This window comes from Bacillus sp. NEAU-Y102 (assembly GCF_054788175.1).
Genome location: NZ_JBTWFK010000006.1, coordinates 215,183 through 232,370, shown reverse-complemented (window position 1 = coordinate 232,370; position 17,188 = coordinate 215,183). Strand labels below are relative to the sequence as shown.

Sequence of the window (17,188 nt, the reverse complement as noted above, 5' to 3'; positions counted from 1 at the left end):
TTACAAAATAGTGGTCTTACCAAATTGTTAAAAGGATATATAGCAAATGGAGGCGGAGTATATGAACTTTCGTTTTAATGAAGAGCAGCAAATGATGAGGAAAATGGTTCGGGATTTTGCACAGAAGGAAATAGCTCCCTTTGTTCCTAGTATGGAACAAGGGGTGTTCCCAAAAGAGGTTTTACAAAAGATGGGTAATCTTGGATTAATGGGGATTCCAGCGCCTGCAAAATACGGCGGGGCAGAAATGGATTTTATTTCTTACATTCTAGCAATTGAGGAAATCTCAAAGGTAAGTGCAACAGTTGGTGTAATTTTAGCTGTACATACGTCAGTTGGAATGAATCCGATTTTATATTTCGGAACAGAAGAACAGAAGAAAAAATATGTTTCTAAACTTGCAACCGGGGAATATTTAGGCGCATTTGCTTTAACAGAGCCAAATGCAGGATCGGATGCAGGGAGTTTGAAATCAAGAGCTGTAAAAAAAGGCGATCATTATATTATTAATGGATCGAAAGTGTTTATTACAAATGGTGGTGAAGCAAGTACGTACATTGTATTCGCTTCTACAAATCCAGATGCAGGAAAAAGTGGTATTTCTGCATTTATAGTAGAGAAAGATACACCTGGTTTAATCATCGGAAAAGATGAACATAAGATGGGGCTTCTCGGTTCTCGTACGGTACAACTTACTTTTGAAGATATGAAAGTGCCAGCTGAGAATTTACTTGGGGAAGAAGGACAAGGATTCAAGGTGGCAATGGCGAATTTAGATGTTGGGCGAATTGGAATCGGTGCACAGGCGTTAGGAATTGCTGAAGCGGCGCTTGCATGTGCGATTGATTATGCAAAAGAACGAGAGCAATTTGGGAAACCAATTGCGGCGCAGCAAGGGATTGGCTTCAAGCTTGCAGATATGGCAACAAGTGTCGAAGCAGCAAGGTTACTCGTATATAGAGCGGCGTCTCTTAGGGCGCAAGGATTACCATGCGGTAAAGAAGCATCTATTGCGAAATTATTTGCTTCTAAGACAGCGGTTGAAGTCGCGATTGAAGCGGTGCAAGTATTTGGTGGTTACGGTTATACGAAAGACTATCCAGTAGAACGATTTTTCCGTGATGCGAAAATCACGCAAATATATGAAGGAACAAGTGAAATACAGAAACTTGTTATTAGCCGTGCTTTATAAAAGGGCGAGGGGGAGACGGAGATGCATTTTAAACTATCAGAAGAACATGAAATGATAAGAAAAATGGTTCGAGATTTTGCTAAAAATGAAGTAGCACCAACAGCAGCTGAGCGTGATGAGGAAGAGAGATTTGATCGAGAGTTATTTGATCAAATGGCAGAGCTTGGTTTAACCGGTATTCCGTGGCCTGAAGAATACGGCGGAATTGGAAGCGATTACTTAGCGTACGTAATTGCTATTGAAGAATTATCTCGAGTTTGTGCTTCAACAGGTGTAACACTATCTGCACATACTTCACTTGCGGGATGGCCAATTTTTAAATTTGGGACAGAAGAACAAAAGCAAAAGTTTTTACGACCGATGGCTGAAGGGAAGAAAATTGGTGCATACGGCTTAACGGAGCCAGGATCTGGATCGGATGCTGGTGGAATGAAGACAATCGCAAAGAGAGATGGCGACCATTATATTTTAAATGGATCAAAAATTTTCATTACAAATGGCGGTATTGCTGATATTTATGTTGTTTTTGCGCTAACTGATCCTGAATCGAAGCAGCGCGGTACGAGTGCATTTATTGTAGAAAGTGATACACCGGGATTTTCAGTTGGGAAGAAGGAGAGCAAGCTAGGGATTCGCTCTTCACCAACGACTGAAATTATGTTTGAAGATTGCCGTATTCCTGTAGAGAATCTACTTGGAGAAGAGGGGCAAGGATTTAAAGTTGCGATGCAAACATTAGATGGAGGTCGTAACGGTATTGCGGCGCAAGCTGTTGGTATTGCACAAGGGGCTTTAGATGCTTCTGTAGAATATGCAAGGGAGCGCCATCAATTTGGAAAGCCAATTGCGGCGCAGCAAGGGATTGGGTTTAAACTTGCGGATATGGCAACAGATGTAGAAGCGGCACGCCTTTTAACATATCAAGCGGCTTGGCTTGAATCAGAAGGGCTTCCGTATGGAAAAGAATCAGCGATGTCAAAAGTATTTGCGGGGGATACAGCGATGAAGGTGACGACTGAAGCGGTGCAAGTATTTGGTGGTTACGGTTATACGAAAGATTATCCAGTAGAGCGTTATATGCGAGATGCAAAGATTACACAAATATATGAAGGAACACAAGAGATTCAGAGGCTTGTAATTTCTCGTATGTTAACGAAGTAGGAACGAAAGCGTAGGTATTTTCCTACGCTTTTTCCTTCCAAAAAATAATAGAGAGAGGTGAAGGTAATGGTTAAACATAATGTACATGCATCGGTGAAAGATGAAAAATTAGTTGCGTTAAGACGTGAACAAATGATTAAAGGTGCGGTGCAACTGTTTAAACAAAAAGGATTTCCGCGTACAACAACGAGAGAGATTGCAAAAGCGGCGGGATTTAGTATAGGGACACTTTATGAGTACATTCGTACAAAAGATGATGTTTTGTATTTAGTTTGTGATAGTATATATGAACATGTAAAAGAACGATTAGAGGAAGTAGTATGTACAGAAAAAGGGAGTATAGAAAGTTTAAAGATAGCGATAACGAATTACTTTAAAGTGATGGACGAATTACAAGAAGAAGTATTAATTATGTATCAAGAAGTACGTTTTTTACCGAAAGAATCTCTCCCATATGTATTAGAAAAAGAGTTTCAAATGGTAGGAATGTTTGAGGATATTTTAGAACAGTGTACGGAAAATGGAACGTTTATATTAAATAAAAAAGAAATACAGCTTCTTGCACATAATATTTTTATACAAGGACAAATGTGGGGGTTTAGACGCTGGGCGCTGCAAAAACTGTATACGCTTGAAGAATATACAGAAATGCAAATTAGGTATGTGTTGCAAGGTGCCCATATGCTTCCGAAATAAGGAACAGACAAATTATTAATTTTATTACCATATAAAAGTTTCCCGTTTTTTTTGTAGCATATTTGTGCGACTTTTGTTTATAATGAATAGTATGGATTTTTTTAAGCAGACCGTTATATATAAGGTTATATTTGATGAAAGGAAGTGCCGCATAAGTGAATTTTAAGCAATATTCACCAGAAGAGCTAAAAGAATGTTCAATGATTGAAGTTGTACATAGCGTTTTAGGGGATAAAAGACAAGCAACGACATTCAACGAGTTGGTTCAAGAAATCGCTCAAGTGCTGGGACTATCTCAAGAGCAAGTTAATGCGAAACTCGCACAATTTTATACAGATTTAAACATCGATGGACGTTTCATTAATTTAGGAGAAAATCGTTGGGGACTACGCAGCTGGTACCCATATGAGCAAATTGATGAAGAAATCTTACCGCAGCCAAAACCGAAGAAGAAACGTAAAGTTGAAGAAGACGGTTTTGACGACTACATTGAAGAAGATGAAGATGACTTTGACGATGCAGACGGAAATGCAGACGAAGAAGATGATGTAGAAGATTTGGACAAGGTTCTTGAAGAAGAAGACGGAGATGACGACGATCTTGATGATTTAGAAGAAGATGAAGAAGACGACTTCGCTGAAGAAGAACTTGAGTATGATGAAACTGAAGAAGAAGAGGAAGAACTGTAGTTCTTGACTTTTCATTATCGTCCATGTAGAATCATTTTTGGGCTCTTTAAAAAAGGACGATAATACTTTTAAAGTGTAAATATAAAAGAAAATTGCTCCCTACTTATTACTTTATGTGATGAGGGGAGCAATTTTCTTTTTTGTTTTTTGTTTAGAAAATAAAAAGAGTCTAACAATAAGATGGATACAGTGTTATCTACATACGTTGCGCTTTGCAACGGTGATTATATAACAGCAAAATAGAAGGGAGCTTTTTCATGACTAAGTATATTTTTGTAACAGGCGGTGTAGTATCGTCTTTAGGAAAAGGTATTACAGCAGCATCTCTTGGAAGACTTTTAAAAAATCGTGGTTTAAATGTAACGATTCAAAAGTTTGATCCATACATTAACGTAGACCCAGGGACTATGAGCCCATACCAACACGGTGAGGTATTCGTAACAGATGATGGCGCAGAAACTGACTTAGACCTTGGTCACTATGAGCGTTTTATCGACATTAACTTAAACAAATACAGCAACGTAACAACAGGTAAAATTTACTCTTCAGTTCTTCAAAAAGAGCGTCGCGGTGAATATTTAGGAGGAACAGTTCAAGTTATTCCTCACATTACTAACGAAATTAAAGAGCGCGTATATCGTTCTGGCCGTGAAACAAATGCGGATGTTGTTATTACAGAAATCGGTGGAACTGTTGGTGATATCGAGTCTCTACCATTCTTAGAAGCAATCCGTCAAATTAAGAGCGACATCGGTCGTGACAATGTAATGTACATTCACTGTACGTTAATCCCGTACTTAAAAGCAGCGGGTGAAATGAAAACAAAACCAACACAACATAGTGTTAAAGAACTTCGTAGCTTAGGTATTCAACCAAATATTATCGTTGTTCGTACAGAACTTCCTGTTTCTCAAGATATGAAAGACAAGCTTGCATTATTCTGTGACATCGATACAAAAGCAGTTATCGAAGCTCGCGATGCAGATACTTTATATGCGGTTCCATTATCTCTTCAAGAACAAAACATGGACCAAATCGTTTGTGATCACTTAAAATTAGACAATCCAGCTGCAGATATGACAGAGTGGACTGCGCTAGTTAACAAGGTACGTAACCTTTCTAAGAAAACAAAAATCGCTCTTGTTGGTAAATATGTAGAACTTCAAGATGCATATATTTCTGTTGTAGAAGCACTTCGTCATGCTGGTTACTCATTCGATACAGATGTAGAAGTAAAATGGGTAAATGCTGAGCACGTAACAGCAGAAAATGTACAAGAATTAGTAGGAGACACAGATGGTATCCTTGTACCAGGTGGCTTCGGCGATCGTGGTGTAGAAGGTAAAATCGTTGCGATTCAATATGCTCGTGAAAACAAAGTTCCATTCTTAGGAATTTGCTTAGGTATGCAACTTGCATCAATCGAATTCGCACGTAATGTATTAGGTTTAGAAGGTGCTAACTCTTCTGAAATTAACCCTGATACACCATACGCAATCATTGACCTATTACCAGAACAAAAAGATGTAGAGGACCTAGGTGGTACACTTCGTCTTGGTCTATACCCATGTAAGCTTTCTGAAGAAACAAATGCTTACAATGCTTATAATGAGCCGGTTGTATATGAGCGTCATCGTCATCGTTATGAGTTCAACAACCAGTTCCGTCCGGATATGGAAAAAGAAGGATTCGTATTCTCTGGTACAAGCCCAGACGGTCGTCTAGTTGAAATCATTGAATTAAAAGACCACCCTTGGTTCGTAGCAGCACAGTTCCACCCAGAACTTGTTTCTCGTCCAAACCGTCCACAACCATTGTTCCATGACTTCGTAAGAGCTTCTATTACGAATAAAGAGAGCAAGTAATAAAAAAAGCGCCGTCACTTTAAAGTGACGGCGCTTTTTTTTAATATTCGTTTAACATTTCATCGATTGTAAATTTGATTCCGTGATAAGCAAATAAAGCCACTATTAAGCTTGGGAACCCGTAGCGATTACCTTCATCGTCTGGAATAAGGCCTTTTAACAGTTTTGTATCAATATGTACGTCTGTATATTGTTCCAGTGATTTCGTACCTTCTTGAAGAGCAGAAATGCCGACAATAGAGTGTCCCTCTTCTTGTAGTTTTTTTGCAATTTCTACAACTGCTTCATCTGTTGAAAAACGGCTAATAAGAAGTACACGATCCGCAGAGGTTACTTCTGCTTCTTTACCATTTTCAAATAAGCGTTTTGCTTGCTTCATTGGTTCAGCACCGAATAGTGCTTCGGTAACAACACCATCCATTTCATTTGTACCATATAAATAAATGAAACCATCGCCAATTAGTGCTTGAGCAAGTAAACGAGCGCTATCTTCTATATTCATTTCTTCTTTTTGAGAAACTCTGGAGAAATAACCACTTAATTGAGTTGAAAAAATTTTTAACATAATGTTACTCCCTTCGTACGTGTTTGCCGGCTTTCATTATAGTTTATTTTTTTAGAAAGGTGAAATCGTAGGGTAGCATAACAAAATAGGAAACGGTAAAATAAGAAAGAATAGGAAGGAATTTGCCAAAGAATAGCGAAAATAAATCGTTAAGATATAAGAAGCTTTAAATCTTGTACTTACACAGAAAGGTTGGGAATTATGGAAGGTAAAATTTTAATCGTTGATGATCAATATGGGATTCGTGTGTTATTACATGAAGTGTTCCAAAAAGAAGGTTATCAGACATTCCAAGCAGCGAATGGATTTCAAGCTTTAGATATCGTGAAAAAAGATAATCCGGATTTAGTAGTATTAGATATGAAAATTCCAGGCATGGATGGTATAGAGATTTTAAAGCATGTAAAAGAAATTGATGAGAGTATTAAAGTCATTTTAATGACTGCTTATGGAGAGCTTGATATGATCCAAGAAGCAAAAGATTTAGGTGCTTTAATGCATTTTGCTAAACCATTTGATATTGATGAAATTCGTCAAGCTGTGAGAAATGAGCTCGCTGTAGAGGCGTAAAAATGAATTTTTTATAAAAAATATGGAAAAAAGCGTTTACATGGACTATTGTGCAGGTGAATACGGTTGAGTTTTTGAGTACAAGTTGTTATCCTATTGAGTGTAGAAAAAAGTCCGGTATGTAGATATACATATTTTACCTTATTCTGGTCATACTACCAGCGATAAGAACTTATCGGATACAAAAAACGTTTTTTAGGAGGATTCACCATGCCTTTAGTTTCTATGAAAGAAATGCTAAACAAAGCACTAGAAGGAAAATACGCAGTTGGTCAATTCAACATGAACAACTTAGAGTGGACTCAAGCTATCTTAGCTGCTGCGGAAGAAGAAAAATCTCCTGTAATCCTAGGTGTATCTGAGGGTGCAGCTCGTCATATGACTGGTTTCAAAACAGTTGTAGCTATGGTTAAAGCTTTAATCGAAGAAATGAACATCACTGTTCCTGTAGCGATTCACCTTGACCATGGTTCAAGCTTCGAAAAATGTAAAGAAGCAATTGATGCAGGTTTCACATCTGTAATGATCGACGCTTCTCACCACCCATTCGAAGAAAACGTTGAAACTACTAAACAAGTAGTAGAATACGCACACGCTCGTAACGTATCTGTTGAAGCTGAGCTTGGAACAGTTGGCGGACAAGAAGACGACGTAATCGCTGAAGGCGTAATTTACGCTGATCCAGCAGAGTGTAAGCACCTTGTTGAAGCAACAGGTATCGATTGCCTAGCTCCAGCTTTAGGTTCTGTACACGGTCCTTACAAAGGTGAGCCTAACTTAGGATTCGCTGAAATGGAACAAGTTCGTGACTTCACTGGCGTACCTTTAGTATTACACGGTGGTACTGGTATCCCAACTGCTGATATCGTAAAAGCTATCTCTTTAGGTACTTCAAAAATCAACGTAAACACTGAGAACCAAATCGAGTTTACAAAAGCTGTTCGTGAAGTATTAAACAAAGACCAAGAAGTTTACGATCCTCGTAAATTTATCGGACCTGGCCGCGACGCTATTAAAGCAACTGTTGCTGGTAAAATGCGTGAGTTCGGTTCTAACGGTAAAGCGTAAGAATAAAATTCCGTTTTGGAAACCGTCTAGTCTTTTAGACGGTTTCCTTTCGTTGTATAATGAAAGCGTGAACAAGTCGAAAGATTTTATCATTTTTGGTTTTTAAATAGAAAATAATGTGCATAGTCCTATTAATAAATGTGATAACGTATCTAAATTGATAAAGTGAATTCGATGAATAGTTGATCTTTATCTATTCGTGCTACAGGAGAAATGAAGATAATGGTTTCCTATTTATCCCGCATTAAAGGGCAGTAAGACCCCCACCTCAAAATTTAGTGGAAGCAAAGAAGTTAGGTGGGGGTCAACTGCCCGTAAAAGCCCGATTGGTTCAACTAATAACCAGTGGGGGATAAACACCCCCGACTAATTAAAGTTTCACTTTATTGAGTTTTGGGATGGAAAGAGTAATTGAGATTCTTAAGGGGAGCTTTCTATAAAAATATAGAAAGTAAATACATTCACAAGAAGGGAGCTCAATATGGAAAAATTGCTAATTGAAGGCGGAAGAGCTTTAAATGGAACAATTCGAGTAAGCGGTGCAAAGAACAGTGCCGTTGCATTAATTCCAGCGACAATTTTAGCAGATACTCCAGTAACTATTGGTGGTGTCCCTAATATTTCGGACGTGAAAATGTTAGGAGACTTACTAGAGGAAATTGGAGGGAAAGTAACTTATGGACAGGAGGAAGAGATGGTAGTCGATCCTTCTAACATGGTTGCAATGCCTTTGCCAAATGGAAAAGTGAAAAAGTTGCGCGCTTCTTATTATTTAATGGGTGCGATGCTTGGCCGTTTTAAAAAAGCTGTTATTGGGCTTCCGGGTGGATGTCATTTAGGACCGAGGCCAATTGATCAGCATATTAAAGGGTTTGAAGCGCTGGGTGCACATGTTACAAATGAACAAGGTGCCATCTATTTAAGGGCAGATGAACTACATGGAGCACGTATTTATTTAGATGTTGTTAGTGTGGGAGCTACGATTAATATTATGCTAGCAGCTGTACGAGCGAAAGGTAGAACTGTTATTGAAAATGCAGCGAAAGAGCCCGAGATTATTGATGTAGCTACATTGTTAACAAGCATGGGAGCACGTATTAAAGGTGCTGGTACAGATGTAATCCGAATAGATGGTGTGGACTCTTTACATGGTTGTCACCATACTATCATCCCAGATCGTATCGAAGCTGGTACGTATATGATTCTAGGAGCTGCATCAGGAGGAGAAGTAACGGTTGATAACGTTATTCCTCAGCACTTAGAATCAGTTACTGCAAAGCTAAGAGAAGCTGGTGTTCAAGTTGAAACGAACGATGATCAAATTACGGTGAACGGTAATAGAAAGTTAAAAGTAGTTGATATCAAAACGCTTGTATATCCAGGTTTTCCAACAGATTTACAACAGCCGTTTACGACGCTTTTAACAAAAGCGCACGGGACGGGAGTTGTAACAGATACAATTTACGGTGCCCGTTTCAAACACATTGATGAATTACGTCGTATGAATGCTCAAATTAAAGTAGAAGGTCGTTCGGCAATTGTAACTGGTCCTGTGTTACTGCAAGGTGCAAAAGTGAAGGCGAGTGATTTACGAGCGGGAGCGGCACTTGTTATTGCAGGGTTAATGGCAGATGGGATTACAGAAGTAACAGGACTTGAGCATATTGATCGAGGTTATGAGAATATAGTGGACAAGCTTAAAGGGCTTGGAGCAAACATTTGGCGAGAACAGATGACAAAACAAGAAATTGAAGAGATGAAGAACGCATAAGTGATACTTCCGCAAGGGGGAAGCGAAGCATCACTACTTGCGGAAGTACACTTTATAGAAAAACACGGTTCACAAAATACGGCAGAAATATAAAGACTTAAAGGAGAGGGATTATTGTGGAAAGAAGTTTATCTATGGAGTTAGTACGTGTAACAGAGGCTGCAGCATTATCATCAGCGCGTTGGATGGGGCGCGGGAAAAAAGATGAAGCAGACGGTGCAGCAACATCAGCTATGCGTGATGTATTTGATACAATTCCGATGAAAGGTACAGTTGTAATTGGTGAAGGTGAGATGGATGAAGCACCAATGCTATATATCGGAGAGAAATTAGGTACAGGATATGGACCACGTGTAGACGTTGCAGTTGATCCTTTAGAAGGGACAAACATCGTAGCAGCTGGTGGCTGGAATGCTCTTGCTGTTATTGCAATTGCAGACCATGGTAATTTGTTACATGCTCCTGACATGTACATGGATAAAATCGCGGTTGGCCCAGAAGCAGTTGGGGCGGTCGACATTGATGCGCCTATTATTGATAACTTACGTGCAGTTGCGAAAGCGAAAAATAAAGATATTGAAGATGTTGTAGCGACAGTTTTAAATCGCCCACGTCATCAAGAAATTATCGAAGAAATTCGTAAAGCTGGTGCTCGTATTAAATTAATTAATGATGGAGATGTAGCTGGAGCGATTAATACAGCGTTTGATCGTACAGGTGTAGATATTTTATTTGGATCTGGTGGAGCACCTGAAGGTGTATTAGCAGCAGTTGCTTTAAAATGTTTAGGTGGAGAAATTCACGGAAAACTATTGCCACAAAACGAAGCTGAATTAGCGCGTTGTAAAAAAATGGGCATAGAAGACATTAATCGTATCCTTCGTATGGAGGACTTAGTAAAAGGTGACGATGCAATCTTTGCAGCAACAGGTGTAACAGATGGAGAACTATTACGCGGTGTTCAATTTAAAGGTAGCGTAGGAACAACGCAATCTCTTGTTATGCGTGCGAAATCAGGCACAGTTCGCTTCGTAGATGGTCGTCATAGCTTAAATAAAAAACCGAACTTGGTTATTAAGTAAAAAGCGGAGGTGGCTTGCTCAGAAGGGGTGAAATGACTGACCCTTCTAGCGACCGACCATTCTAGCTGCTGAAGCTGGATTAAATAAAAAGCGTAAGCGGCTCGTTCAGAAAGGTTAAAATGGTCGATCTTTTTAACTATCGGAGCTGGAACTAAACTAAATAAGAAGCGAAGACAAATTTTCTTGTCTTCGCTTCTTGTATTTGTGTTCCAACGTATTGATTAAAACTAGATAAAAGGGTTACAATAGTGAATATTACCCTACTTGAACTTATTGCCTTTCATTATTAATTATTTGCCTTCCGTATTTTTCCCTTTACCCATGAAAAAAGAGAATAACGTTAAAGTGTGGTGTCTGAATGAATTTGTCAATTGCAGCATTAGAAAACATGAAATTAAAAGAGTTATACGAGCTTGCGAAAGAATTTAAGATTTCGTATTATAGCAAGTTAACGAAAAAAGAGTTAATCTTTTCTATTTTGAAAGCTCGAGCAGAAAAAGAAGGTTTCTTTTTCATGGAAGGCGTATTAGAAATTATTCAATCAGAAGGATTTGGATTCCTACGTCCTATCAACTATTCTCCAAGCTCAGAAGATATTTATATCTCAGCTTCGCAAATTCGTCGTTTCGATTTACGTAATGGAGACAAAGTTTCTGGTAAAGTACGACCTCCGAAAGAAAATGAACGCTATTTTGGGTTATTACAAGTTGAAGCTGTAAACGGAGATGATCCAGATTCAGCAAAAGAGCGTGTGCATTTCCCTGCATTAACACCATTATACCCAGATCGCCAAATGAAATTGGAAACGGAACCGAAAAAGTTACCGACACGTATCATGGATTTAATCGCACCAGTTGGATTTGGACAACGTGGTTTAATTGTTGCGCCTCCAAAGGCTGGTAAAACAAGTCTATTAAAAGAAATTGCACACAGTGTTACAACAAATCATCCAGAAGCAGAATTAATTGTTCTTTTAATTGATGAGCGTCCAGAGGAAGTAACAGACATTGAGCGTTCTGTTAAGGGTGACGTTGTAAGTTCTACTTTTGATGAAGTACCAGAAAATCATATTAAAGTAGCTGAACTTGTGTTAGAACGTGCAATGCGTCTTGTAGAGCACAAAAAAGATGTTATCATTTTAATGGATAGTATTACCCGTTTAGCGCGAGCTTACAACCTAGTTATTCCGCCAAGTGGTAGAACATTATCGGGTGGTATCGACCCAGCGGCTTTCCATAGACCGAAGCGTTTCTTTGGAGCTGCACGTAATATTGAAGAAGGCGGTAGCTTAACGATTTTAGCAACAGCCCTTGTTGATACAGGATCTCGTATGGACGATGTTATTTACGAGGAATTTAAAGGAACTGGAAATATGGAACTTCACTTAGATCGTTCGTTAGCTGAACGTCGTATCTTCCCAGCGATTGATATTCGTCGTTCTGGTACACGTAAAGAAGATCTATTAATTCCAAAAGAGCACTTAGACAAGTTATGGGGCATTCGTAAAACAATGCGTGATACACCAGACTTTGTTGAAAGTTTCTTACGTAAGCTTCGTCAAACGAAGACAAACGAAGAATTTTTACAAAACATTGTTGCAGACTCTAAAAGGTATGTAACAACTAAGTAAAGGGAAAAGATTGGGACTCGCTTATTTTATAGTAAGCGAGTTTTCTTATGCCTTTTAGGTGATATTAAAGAGAGAAATAAGTGGGAGAACCTTAGCTAGTTAGAGCAGAACGAGCCCCCTCAACTTTAAGGTGATATCTAGCTCCAGCGGCTAGAATGGTAGGTGGCTTCGCGTCTTTCTATGAGGCAAAAAGCGCCTCAAGTGAGAGGGTGTGAAGTGTCCTGGATTTTTAAGTGATATCCAGTTCCGGTGGCTAGCTCTTCGCATCTAAGAACCTTCCGCCCGAAAGGTAAAAAGCACCTTTAGGGCGAAAGAACCTTAGCTGGTCAGAGCTGAGCGAGCCCAAGCCACTTTAAATTTCAAAAGACAAAAACAGGTAGTTGCAAAATGAAGTTAGCCTTGTTATAATTTCATCATATGTGTTTCATCAATATAGTTGTGTATGCAGCTGAAGATGAAAAACTCTGTTTCGAAAATGATTCAGGGCGGAAGGAGATGAAAAGAATGAAAGCAGGAATTCACCCAGATTACAAGAAAGTTGTATTCATGGACACAAACACAGGCTTCAAATTCTTAAGCGGGTCTACTAAAGGCTCTAGCGAAACTGTTGAGTGGGAAGATGGTAACACTTATCCATTACTAAAAGTTGAGATCAGTTCTGATTCTCACCCATTCTACACTGGACGTCAGAAGTTTGCTACTGCAGACGGACGCGTTGATCGCTTCAATAAGAAATACGGTATCAAGTAATAAAAACATAAAACAGGCAAGTGTATGTATTCGCTTGTCTGTTTTTTTTGTGAAAATATTATACCTTTACCCTACTTTTAACTAAAAAGTAGACGAAAGGAGAGCTTCATGTACTTAATAAATCAAAATGGCTGGATTGAAGTGATTTGCGGTAGTATGTTTTCTGGTAAATCAGAAGAGTTAATCCGCCGTGTGCGCCGTACGCAATTTGCAAAACAACATGCAATTGTATTTAAACCATGTATTGATAATCGCTATAGTGAAGAAGACGTTGTATCACATAACGGATTAAAGGTAAAAGCAGTTCCTGTTTCAGCTTCAAAAGATATATTTGAACATATCACTGAAGATATGGATGTAATTGCAATCGATGAGGTACAATTCTTTGATGGGGACATTGTGGAAGTGGTGCAAGTATTGGCAAATCGTGGCTATCGTGTCATTGTAGCTGGTTTAGACCAAGATTTCCGTGGTCTACCATTTGGACAAGTTCCTCAGCTGATGGCAATTGCTGAACATGTGACAAAGCTACAAGCAGTATGTTCTGCATGTGGATCTCCGGCAAGTCGTACACAACGATTAATTGATGGAGAACCAGCGGCATTTGATGATCCGATTATTTTAGTTGGGGCTTCAGAATCGTATGAACCACGATGTCGTCATTGTCATGCAGTTCCTACAAACAAAGACAAGTAAAACTCGCTGCGCAAGGCGGGTTTTTTTCAGAATAGAGAGTGTGGGTGGTGTGAGCCGCTTATGCTTTTAAATATTATCTAGCTCCAGCGGCTAGAATCTCCGGCCATTTCACTCTCTCGCTCGAAGCAAAAAGCGCTTCAAGGTCGAGAGCTCCAATGGCCTGCGATTCTGAGCAAGCCGCTTACGCTTTTAAATATTATCTAGCTCCAGCGGCTAGAATCTCCGGCCATTTCACTCTCTCGCTCGAAGCAAAAAGCGCTTCAAGGTCGAGAGCTCCAATGGCCTGCGATTCTGAGCAAGCCGCTTACGCTTTTAAATATTATCTAGCTCCAGCGGCTAGAATCTCCGGCCATTTCACTCTCTCGCTCGAAGCAAAAAGCGCTTCAAGGTCGAGAGCTCCAATGGCCTGCGATTCTGAGCAAGCCGCTTACGCTTTTAAATATAATTTGCGTTTTTTTGAGTAAGTACCATATACTATTTGTATTAGATACTAGGATGTAGAGGTGAATGATGTGTTAGATCGTTTGCAAGCTGTAGAAAATCGTTATGAGAAGTTAAATGAATTGTTAAGTGACCCAGAGGTTATTAGCGATACAAATAAGCTTCGTGAATATTCAAAGGAACAGTCTGATATACAGGAAACGGTAGAGGTGTATCGTGAGTATAAGGATGTTCGTGAGCAATTAAAAGATGCGAAAGCAATGTTAGAAGAGAAGTTAGACGCAGAAATGCGTGACATGGTAAAAGAAGAGGTTTCTGAGTTAGAATCACAAGAAAAAACGTTATCAGAACGTCTGAAAATTTTACTAGTTCCAAAGGACCCTAATGATGATAAGAACGTTATCGTTGAGGTTCGTGGGGCTGCTGGTGGCGATGAGGCCGCTTTATTTGCTGGTGACTTATACCGCATGTATAGCCGTTATGCTGAGGTTCAAGGTTGGAAAACAGAAATTATCGAGGCTAGCTATACAGAGTTAGGTGGATATAAAGAGATTATCTTTATGATTAACGGTAAAGGTGCTTTCGCGAAGCTGAAATTCGAGAATGGTGCTCACCGTGTACAACGTGTTCCTGAAACGGAATCTGGTGGACGTATTCATACATCTACAGCAACTGTGGCTGTATTACCAGAGGCAGAAGAAGTAGAAATCGACATTCACGAGAAAGATGTTCGTGTTGATACATTCGCTTCTAGTGGTCCTGGTGGACAAAGTGTTAATACAACGATGTCAGCGGTACGTTTAACACATTTACCGACTGGTGTAGTTGTATCTTGTCAGGATGAGAAATCACAAATTAAGAATAAAGAAAAAGCGATGAAAGTATTACGCGCACGTGTTTATGATAAGTTTAGACAAGAAGCACAAGCTGAATATGATCAAAACCGTAAACAAGCTGTTGGTACGGGCGATCGTTCAGAGCGTATTCGTACGTATAACTTCCCGCAAAACCGTGTTACAGACCATCGAATCGGTTTAACGATTCAAAAGCTAGATCAAATCTTACAAGGTAAGTTAGATGATTTCATCAATGCCTTAGTGATGGAAGATCAGGCTCAAAGGATGGAGGCAGCTGAGTAATGCGTGTCTATGAAGCCCTGAAATGGGCTTCTTCTTTTTTACAGGAAAATGGACGAGATGAAAATGCGGGAGAAATTGTCCTTTGTCATGTATTAAAGATGAACAGAACAGGATTACTTATGAATATGCGTGAAGAAATAAATGAGGAACAAGAGGCAAGCTTTACGGAGTTTATCCACAAGCATGTAGAAGGTATTCCTATTCAATATATGATTGGTTATGAAATGTTTTATGGCCGGTCGTTCTTTGTGAATGAAGAAGTATTAATACCAAGACCGGAAACAGAAGAACTTATAGTAGGAGTATTAGAAAGAATTGAGCGCCATTTTGGTGACAAGGAACTACATGTAGCAGATATAGGCACAGGTAGTGGAGCGATTTCTATTACGCTTGCTTTAGAAAATAAAAATCTTCACGTGTATACAGTAGATATTGCACAAGAGTCGATTGAAGTTGCAAAAGAAAATGCAAAAGCTTTAGGTGCAGAAGTAACGTTCTATCACGGTGATTTATTGTCACCATTTGATAAAACGGGTCAAAAGCTAGATGTTGTTGTTTCAAATCCTCCATATATACCGGAAGAGGATTGGCGTGGTCTTTCTCCTGTTGTGAAAGAGCATGAGCCGAAGAGAGCACTTGTTGGTGGAGAAGACGGATTAGATTTTTATCGCCGTTTTATGGAAGAATTGCCGAATGTGTTGCAGGAGAAAGCAATTGTAGCGTTTGAAATTGGAGTAGGACAGGGTGAGGATGTAAAAAGATTGTTACAACAAGCTTTTCCACATGCTCATGTTGAGGTTGTTTTTGATATTAACGGAAAAGATCGTATGGTATTTGCAGAGATGGAGTAAGGTTCACACCTTACTCTATTTTTTTGTGGGAAAATTCATATAGATTTTGAATTTAATAGTTTAGAAATATGAAAGTCTGTCCACACTGTTTGTAGAAGGGACGGTGGAGGAAATGAAAAAACAAGTTATTGCTTATCTTCTTATATTATTAATTGGTGCACAGTTACTTGTGCAGTTTGGATATATGAAAGCTGATGCGAAAGGGCCTTCAGTTATTCCGAAAGAGGCCGTTCGATTACGAATTTTAGCAAATAGCGATTCAGATAAAGACCAAGCATTAAAGCGTAAAGTGCGTGATGAAGTAAAAGCGCAAATTGATGGATGGGTAGCGGATTTAACTTCATTTGAAGAGGCACGCAAAGTAATTCAAAGTCATATTCCAGAAATCGAGAAAACGGTGGAAAATACGTTAAAAAGGGAAGGAAGTAAAGAATCATTTCAAGTGAAATTTAGTAAGAATGTAAAGTTTCCTACAAAGGTATATGGGAATTTTATTTATCCAGCAGGAGAATATGAAGCAGTATTGATCACAATTGGAGAAGGTGAAGGGGCGAACTGGTGGTGTGTATTATTTCCACCAATGTGTTTCTTAGATTTTTCGAGTGGGACAGCTGTAAGAAAAGAAGAGCACGTTGTGAAGGCGGAATCTCCTGAAGAGGAACAGGTGAAACAACTAGATGAAGAAGTAGTAGATACAGAAGAGAAGAAAGTGGATAAGGTTAAAGAAACGAAAGTTGTAAAACAGGAAGTAGTAAAAGAAGTAACAGCTTCTGAAAAGAAAGTAGTAAAAAATGAAACAAAAGTCGAAGAGCAGCCTGTAAGTGAAGAAGAAACAAAAACTGTGGAAAAAGTGGAGAAACCTGTGGAGAAAAAACAAGAAAAGCAAAATGAGTATGTAAAAGTAGAAGAGGAAGAAGAAAAGCCAGAAGTTAAATTGTTTATTGTAGAAGCTTTTACATCTTTATTCTCTAAATAGTACTATTAATAAATCCCTCCTCATATATAAAAATGAGGAGGGATTT

16 protein-coding genes are annotated in these 17,188 nt (G+C 39.0%); 15 read left to right on the top strand and 1 reads right to left on the bottom strand.

Annotation, left to right across the window (positions count from 1 at the left end; genetic code table 11):
* Nucleotides 1–61 precede the first annotated feature (61 nt).
* The 5 genes from ACYFX0_RS17275 (at nt 62) to pyrG (ending at nt 5,603) form a co-directional block, all read left to right on the top strand.
* Nucleotides 62–1,192, top strand: a complete 1,131-nt coding sequence (locus ACYFX0_RS17275; RefSeq protein WP_001011191.1) for an acyl-CoA dehydrogenase — start codon at nt 62–64, stop codon at nt 1,190–1,192.
* 21 nt (nt 1,193–1,213) lie between these two features.
* A complete protein-coding gene (gene acdA, locus ACYFX0_RS17270; protein WP_000545543.1) occupies nt 1,214–2,353 on the top strand; it encodes an acyl-CoA dehydrogenase AcdA in 1,140 nt (379 codons plus the stop codon).
* 66 nt (nt 2,354–2,419) lie between these two features.
* Complete coding sequence (locus ACYFX0_RS17265) at nt 2,420–3,049, top strand: TetR/AcrR family transcriptional regulator (RefSeq protein WP_000238594.1); 630 nt, start codon at nt 2,420–2,422, stop codon at nt 3,047–3,049.
* 155 nt (nt 3,050–3,204) lie between these two features.
* Nucleotides 3,205–3,738, top strand: coding sequence for a DNA-directed RNA polymerase subunit delta (rpoE, locus tag ACYFX0_RS17260; RefSeq protein WP_001009774.1), 534 nt, complete (start codon nt 3,205–3,207; stop codon nt 3,736–3,738).
* 257 nt (nt 3,739–3,995) lie between these two features.
* Nucleotides 3,996–5,603 (top strand): CTP synthase, encoded by a 1,608-nt coding sequence (gene pyrG / locus ACYFX0_RS17255; protein WP_000170448.1) that lies wholly within the window; start codon nt 3,996–3,998, stop codon nt 5,601–5,603.
* A gap of 40 nt (nt 5,604–5,643) precedes the next feature.
* Here the strand turns inward: pyrG and ACYFX0_RS17250 are convergent, their stop codons facing one another.
* Entirely contained in the window at nt 5,644–6,168 is a 525-nt protein-coding gene (locus ACYFX0_RS17250; protein ID WP_000912391.1) for a DUF2529 domain-containing protein, read from the bottom strand.
* 201 nt (nt 6,169–6,369) lie between these two features.
* On the opposite strand from ACYFX0_RS17250, the gene spo0F reads away from it, so the two are divergent.
* The 10 genes from spo0F (at nt 6,370) to spoIIR (ending at nt 17,142) form a co-directional block, all read left to right on the top strand.
* Entirely contained in the window at nt 6,370–6,738 is a 369-nt protein-coding gene (spo0F, locus tag ACYFX0_RS17245) for a sporulation initiation phosphotransferase Spo0F (protein WP_000398594.1), read from the top strand.
* A gap of 210 nt (nt 6,739–6,948) precedes the next feature.
* Nucleotides 6,949–7,806, top strand: a complete 858-nt coding sequence (locus ACYFX0_RS17240; RefSeq protein WP_001131856.1) for a class II fructose-bisphosphate aldolase — start codon at nt 6,949–6,951, stop codon at nt 7,804–7,806.
* Nucleotides 7,807–8,287: 481 nt separating this feature from the next.
* Complete coding sequence (murA, locus tag ACYFX0_RS17235; RefSeq protein WP_000413248.1) at nt 8,288–9,577, top strand: UDP-N-acetylglucosamine 1-carboxyvinyltransferase; 1,290 nt, start codon at nt 8,288–8,290, stop codon at nt 9,575–9,577.
* A 116-nt stretch (nt 9,578–9,693) separates the two neighbouring features.
* Nucleotides 9,694–10,659 carry a class II fructose-bisphosphatase gene (gene glpX, locus ACYFX0_RS17230; RefSeq protein WP_000442340.1) on the top strand — a complete coding sequence of 322 codons (966 nt, stop codon included), beginning with the start codon at nt 9,694–9,696 and terminating at the stop codon, nt 10,657–10,659.
* 358 nt (nt 10,660–11,017) lie between these two features.
* Complete coding sequence (gene rho, locus ACYFX0_RS17225) at nt 11,018–12,289, top strand: transcription termination factor Rho (protein ID WP_001053903.1); 1,272 nt, start codon at nt 11,018–11,020, stop codon at nt 12,287–12,289.
* A gap of 504 nt (nt 12,290–12,793) precedes the next feature.
* Complete coding sequence (locus tag ACYFX0_RS17220) at nt 12,794–13,039, top strand: type B 50S ribosomal protein L31 (RefSeq protein WP_000643435.1); 246 nt, start codon at nt 12,794–12,796, stop codon at nt 13,037–13,039.
* 108 nt (nt 13,040–13,147) lie between these two features.
* Nucleotides 13,148–13,735 (top strand): thymidine kinase, encoded by a 588-nt coding sequence (locus tag ACYFX0_RS17215; protein WP_000280851.1) that lies wholly within the window; start codon nt 13,148–13,150, stop codon nt 13,733–13,735.
* Nucleotides 13,736–14,247: 512 nt separating this feature from the next.
* Nucleotides 14,248–15,315 (top strand): peptide chain release factor 1, encoded by a 1,068-nt coding sequence (prfA, locus tag ACYFX0_RS17210; RefSeq protein ID WP_000887066.1) that lies wholly within the window; start codon nt 14,248–14,250, stop codon nt 15,313–15,315.
* Nucleotides 15,315–16,166, top strand: coding sequence for a peptide chain release factor N(5)-glutamine methyltransferase (gene prmC, locus ACYFX0_RS17205; RefSeq protein ID WP_001267022.1), 852 nt, complete (start codon nt 15,315–15,317; stop codon nt 16,164–16,166). The genes prfA and prmC overlap by 1 nt, the downstream gene beginning before the upstream one ends.
* A gap of 112 nt (nt 16,167–16,278) precedes the next feature.
* A complete protein-coding gene (gene spoIIR, locus ACYFX0_RS17200; RefSeq protein WP_142399126.1) occupies nt 16,279–17,142 on the top strand; it encodes a stage II sporulation protein R in 864 nt (287 codons plus the stop codon).
* The last annotated feature ends 46 nt before the right edge of the window (nt 17,143–17,188 follow it).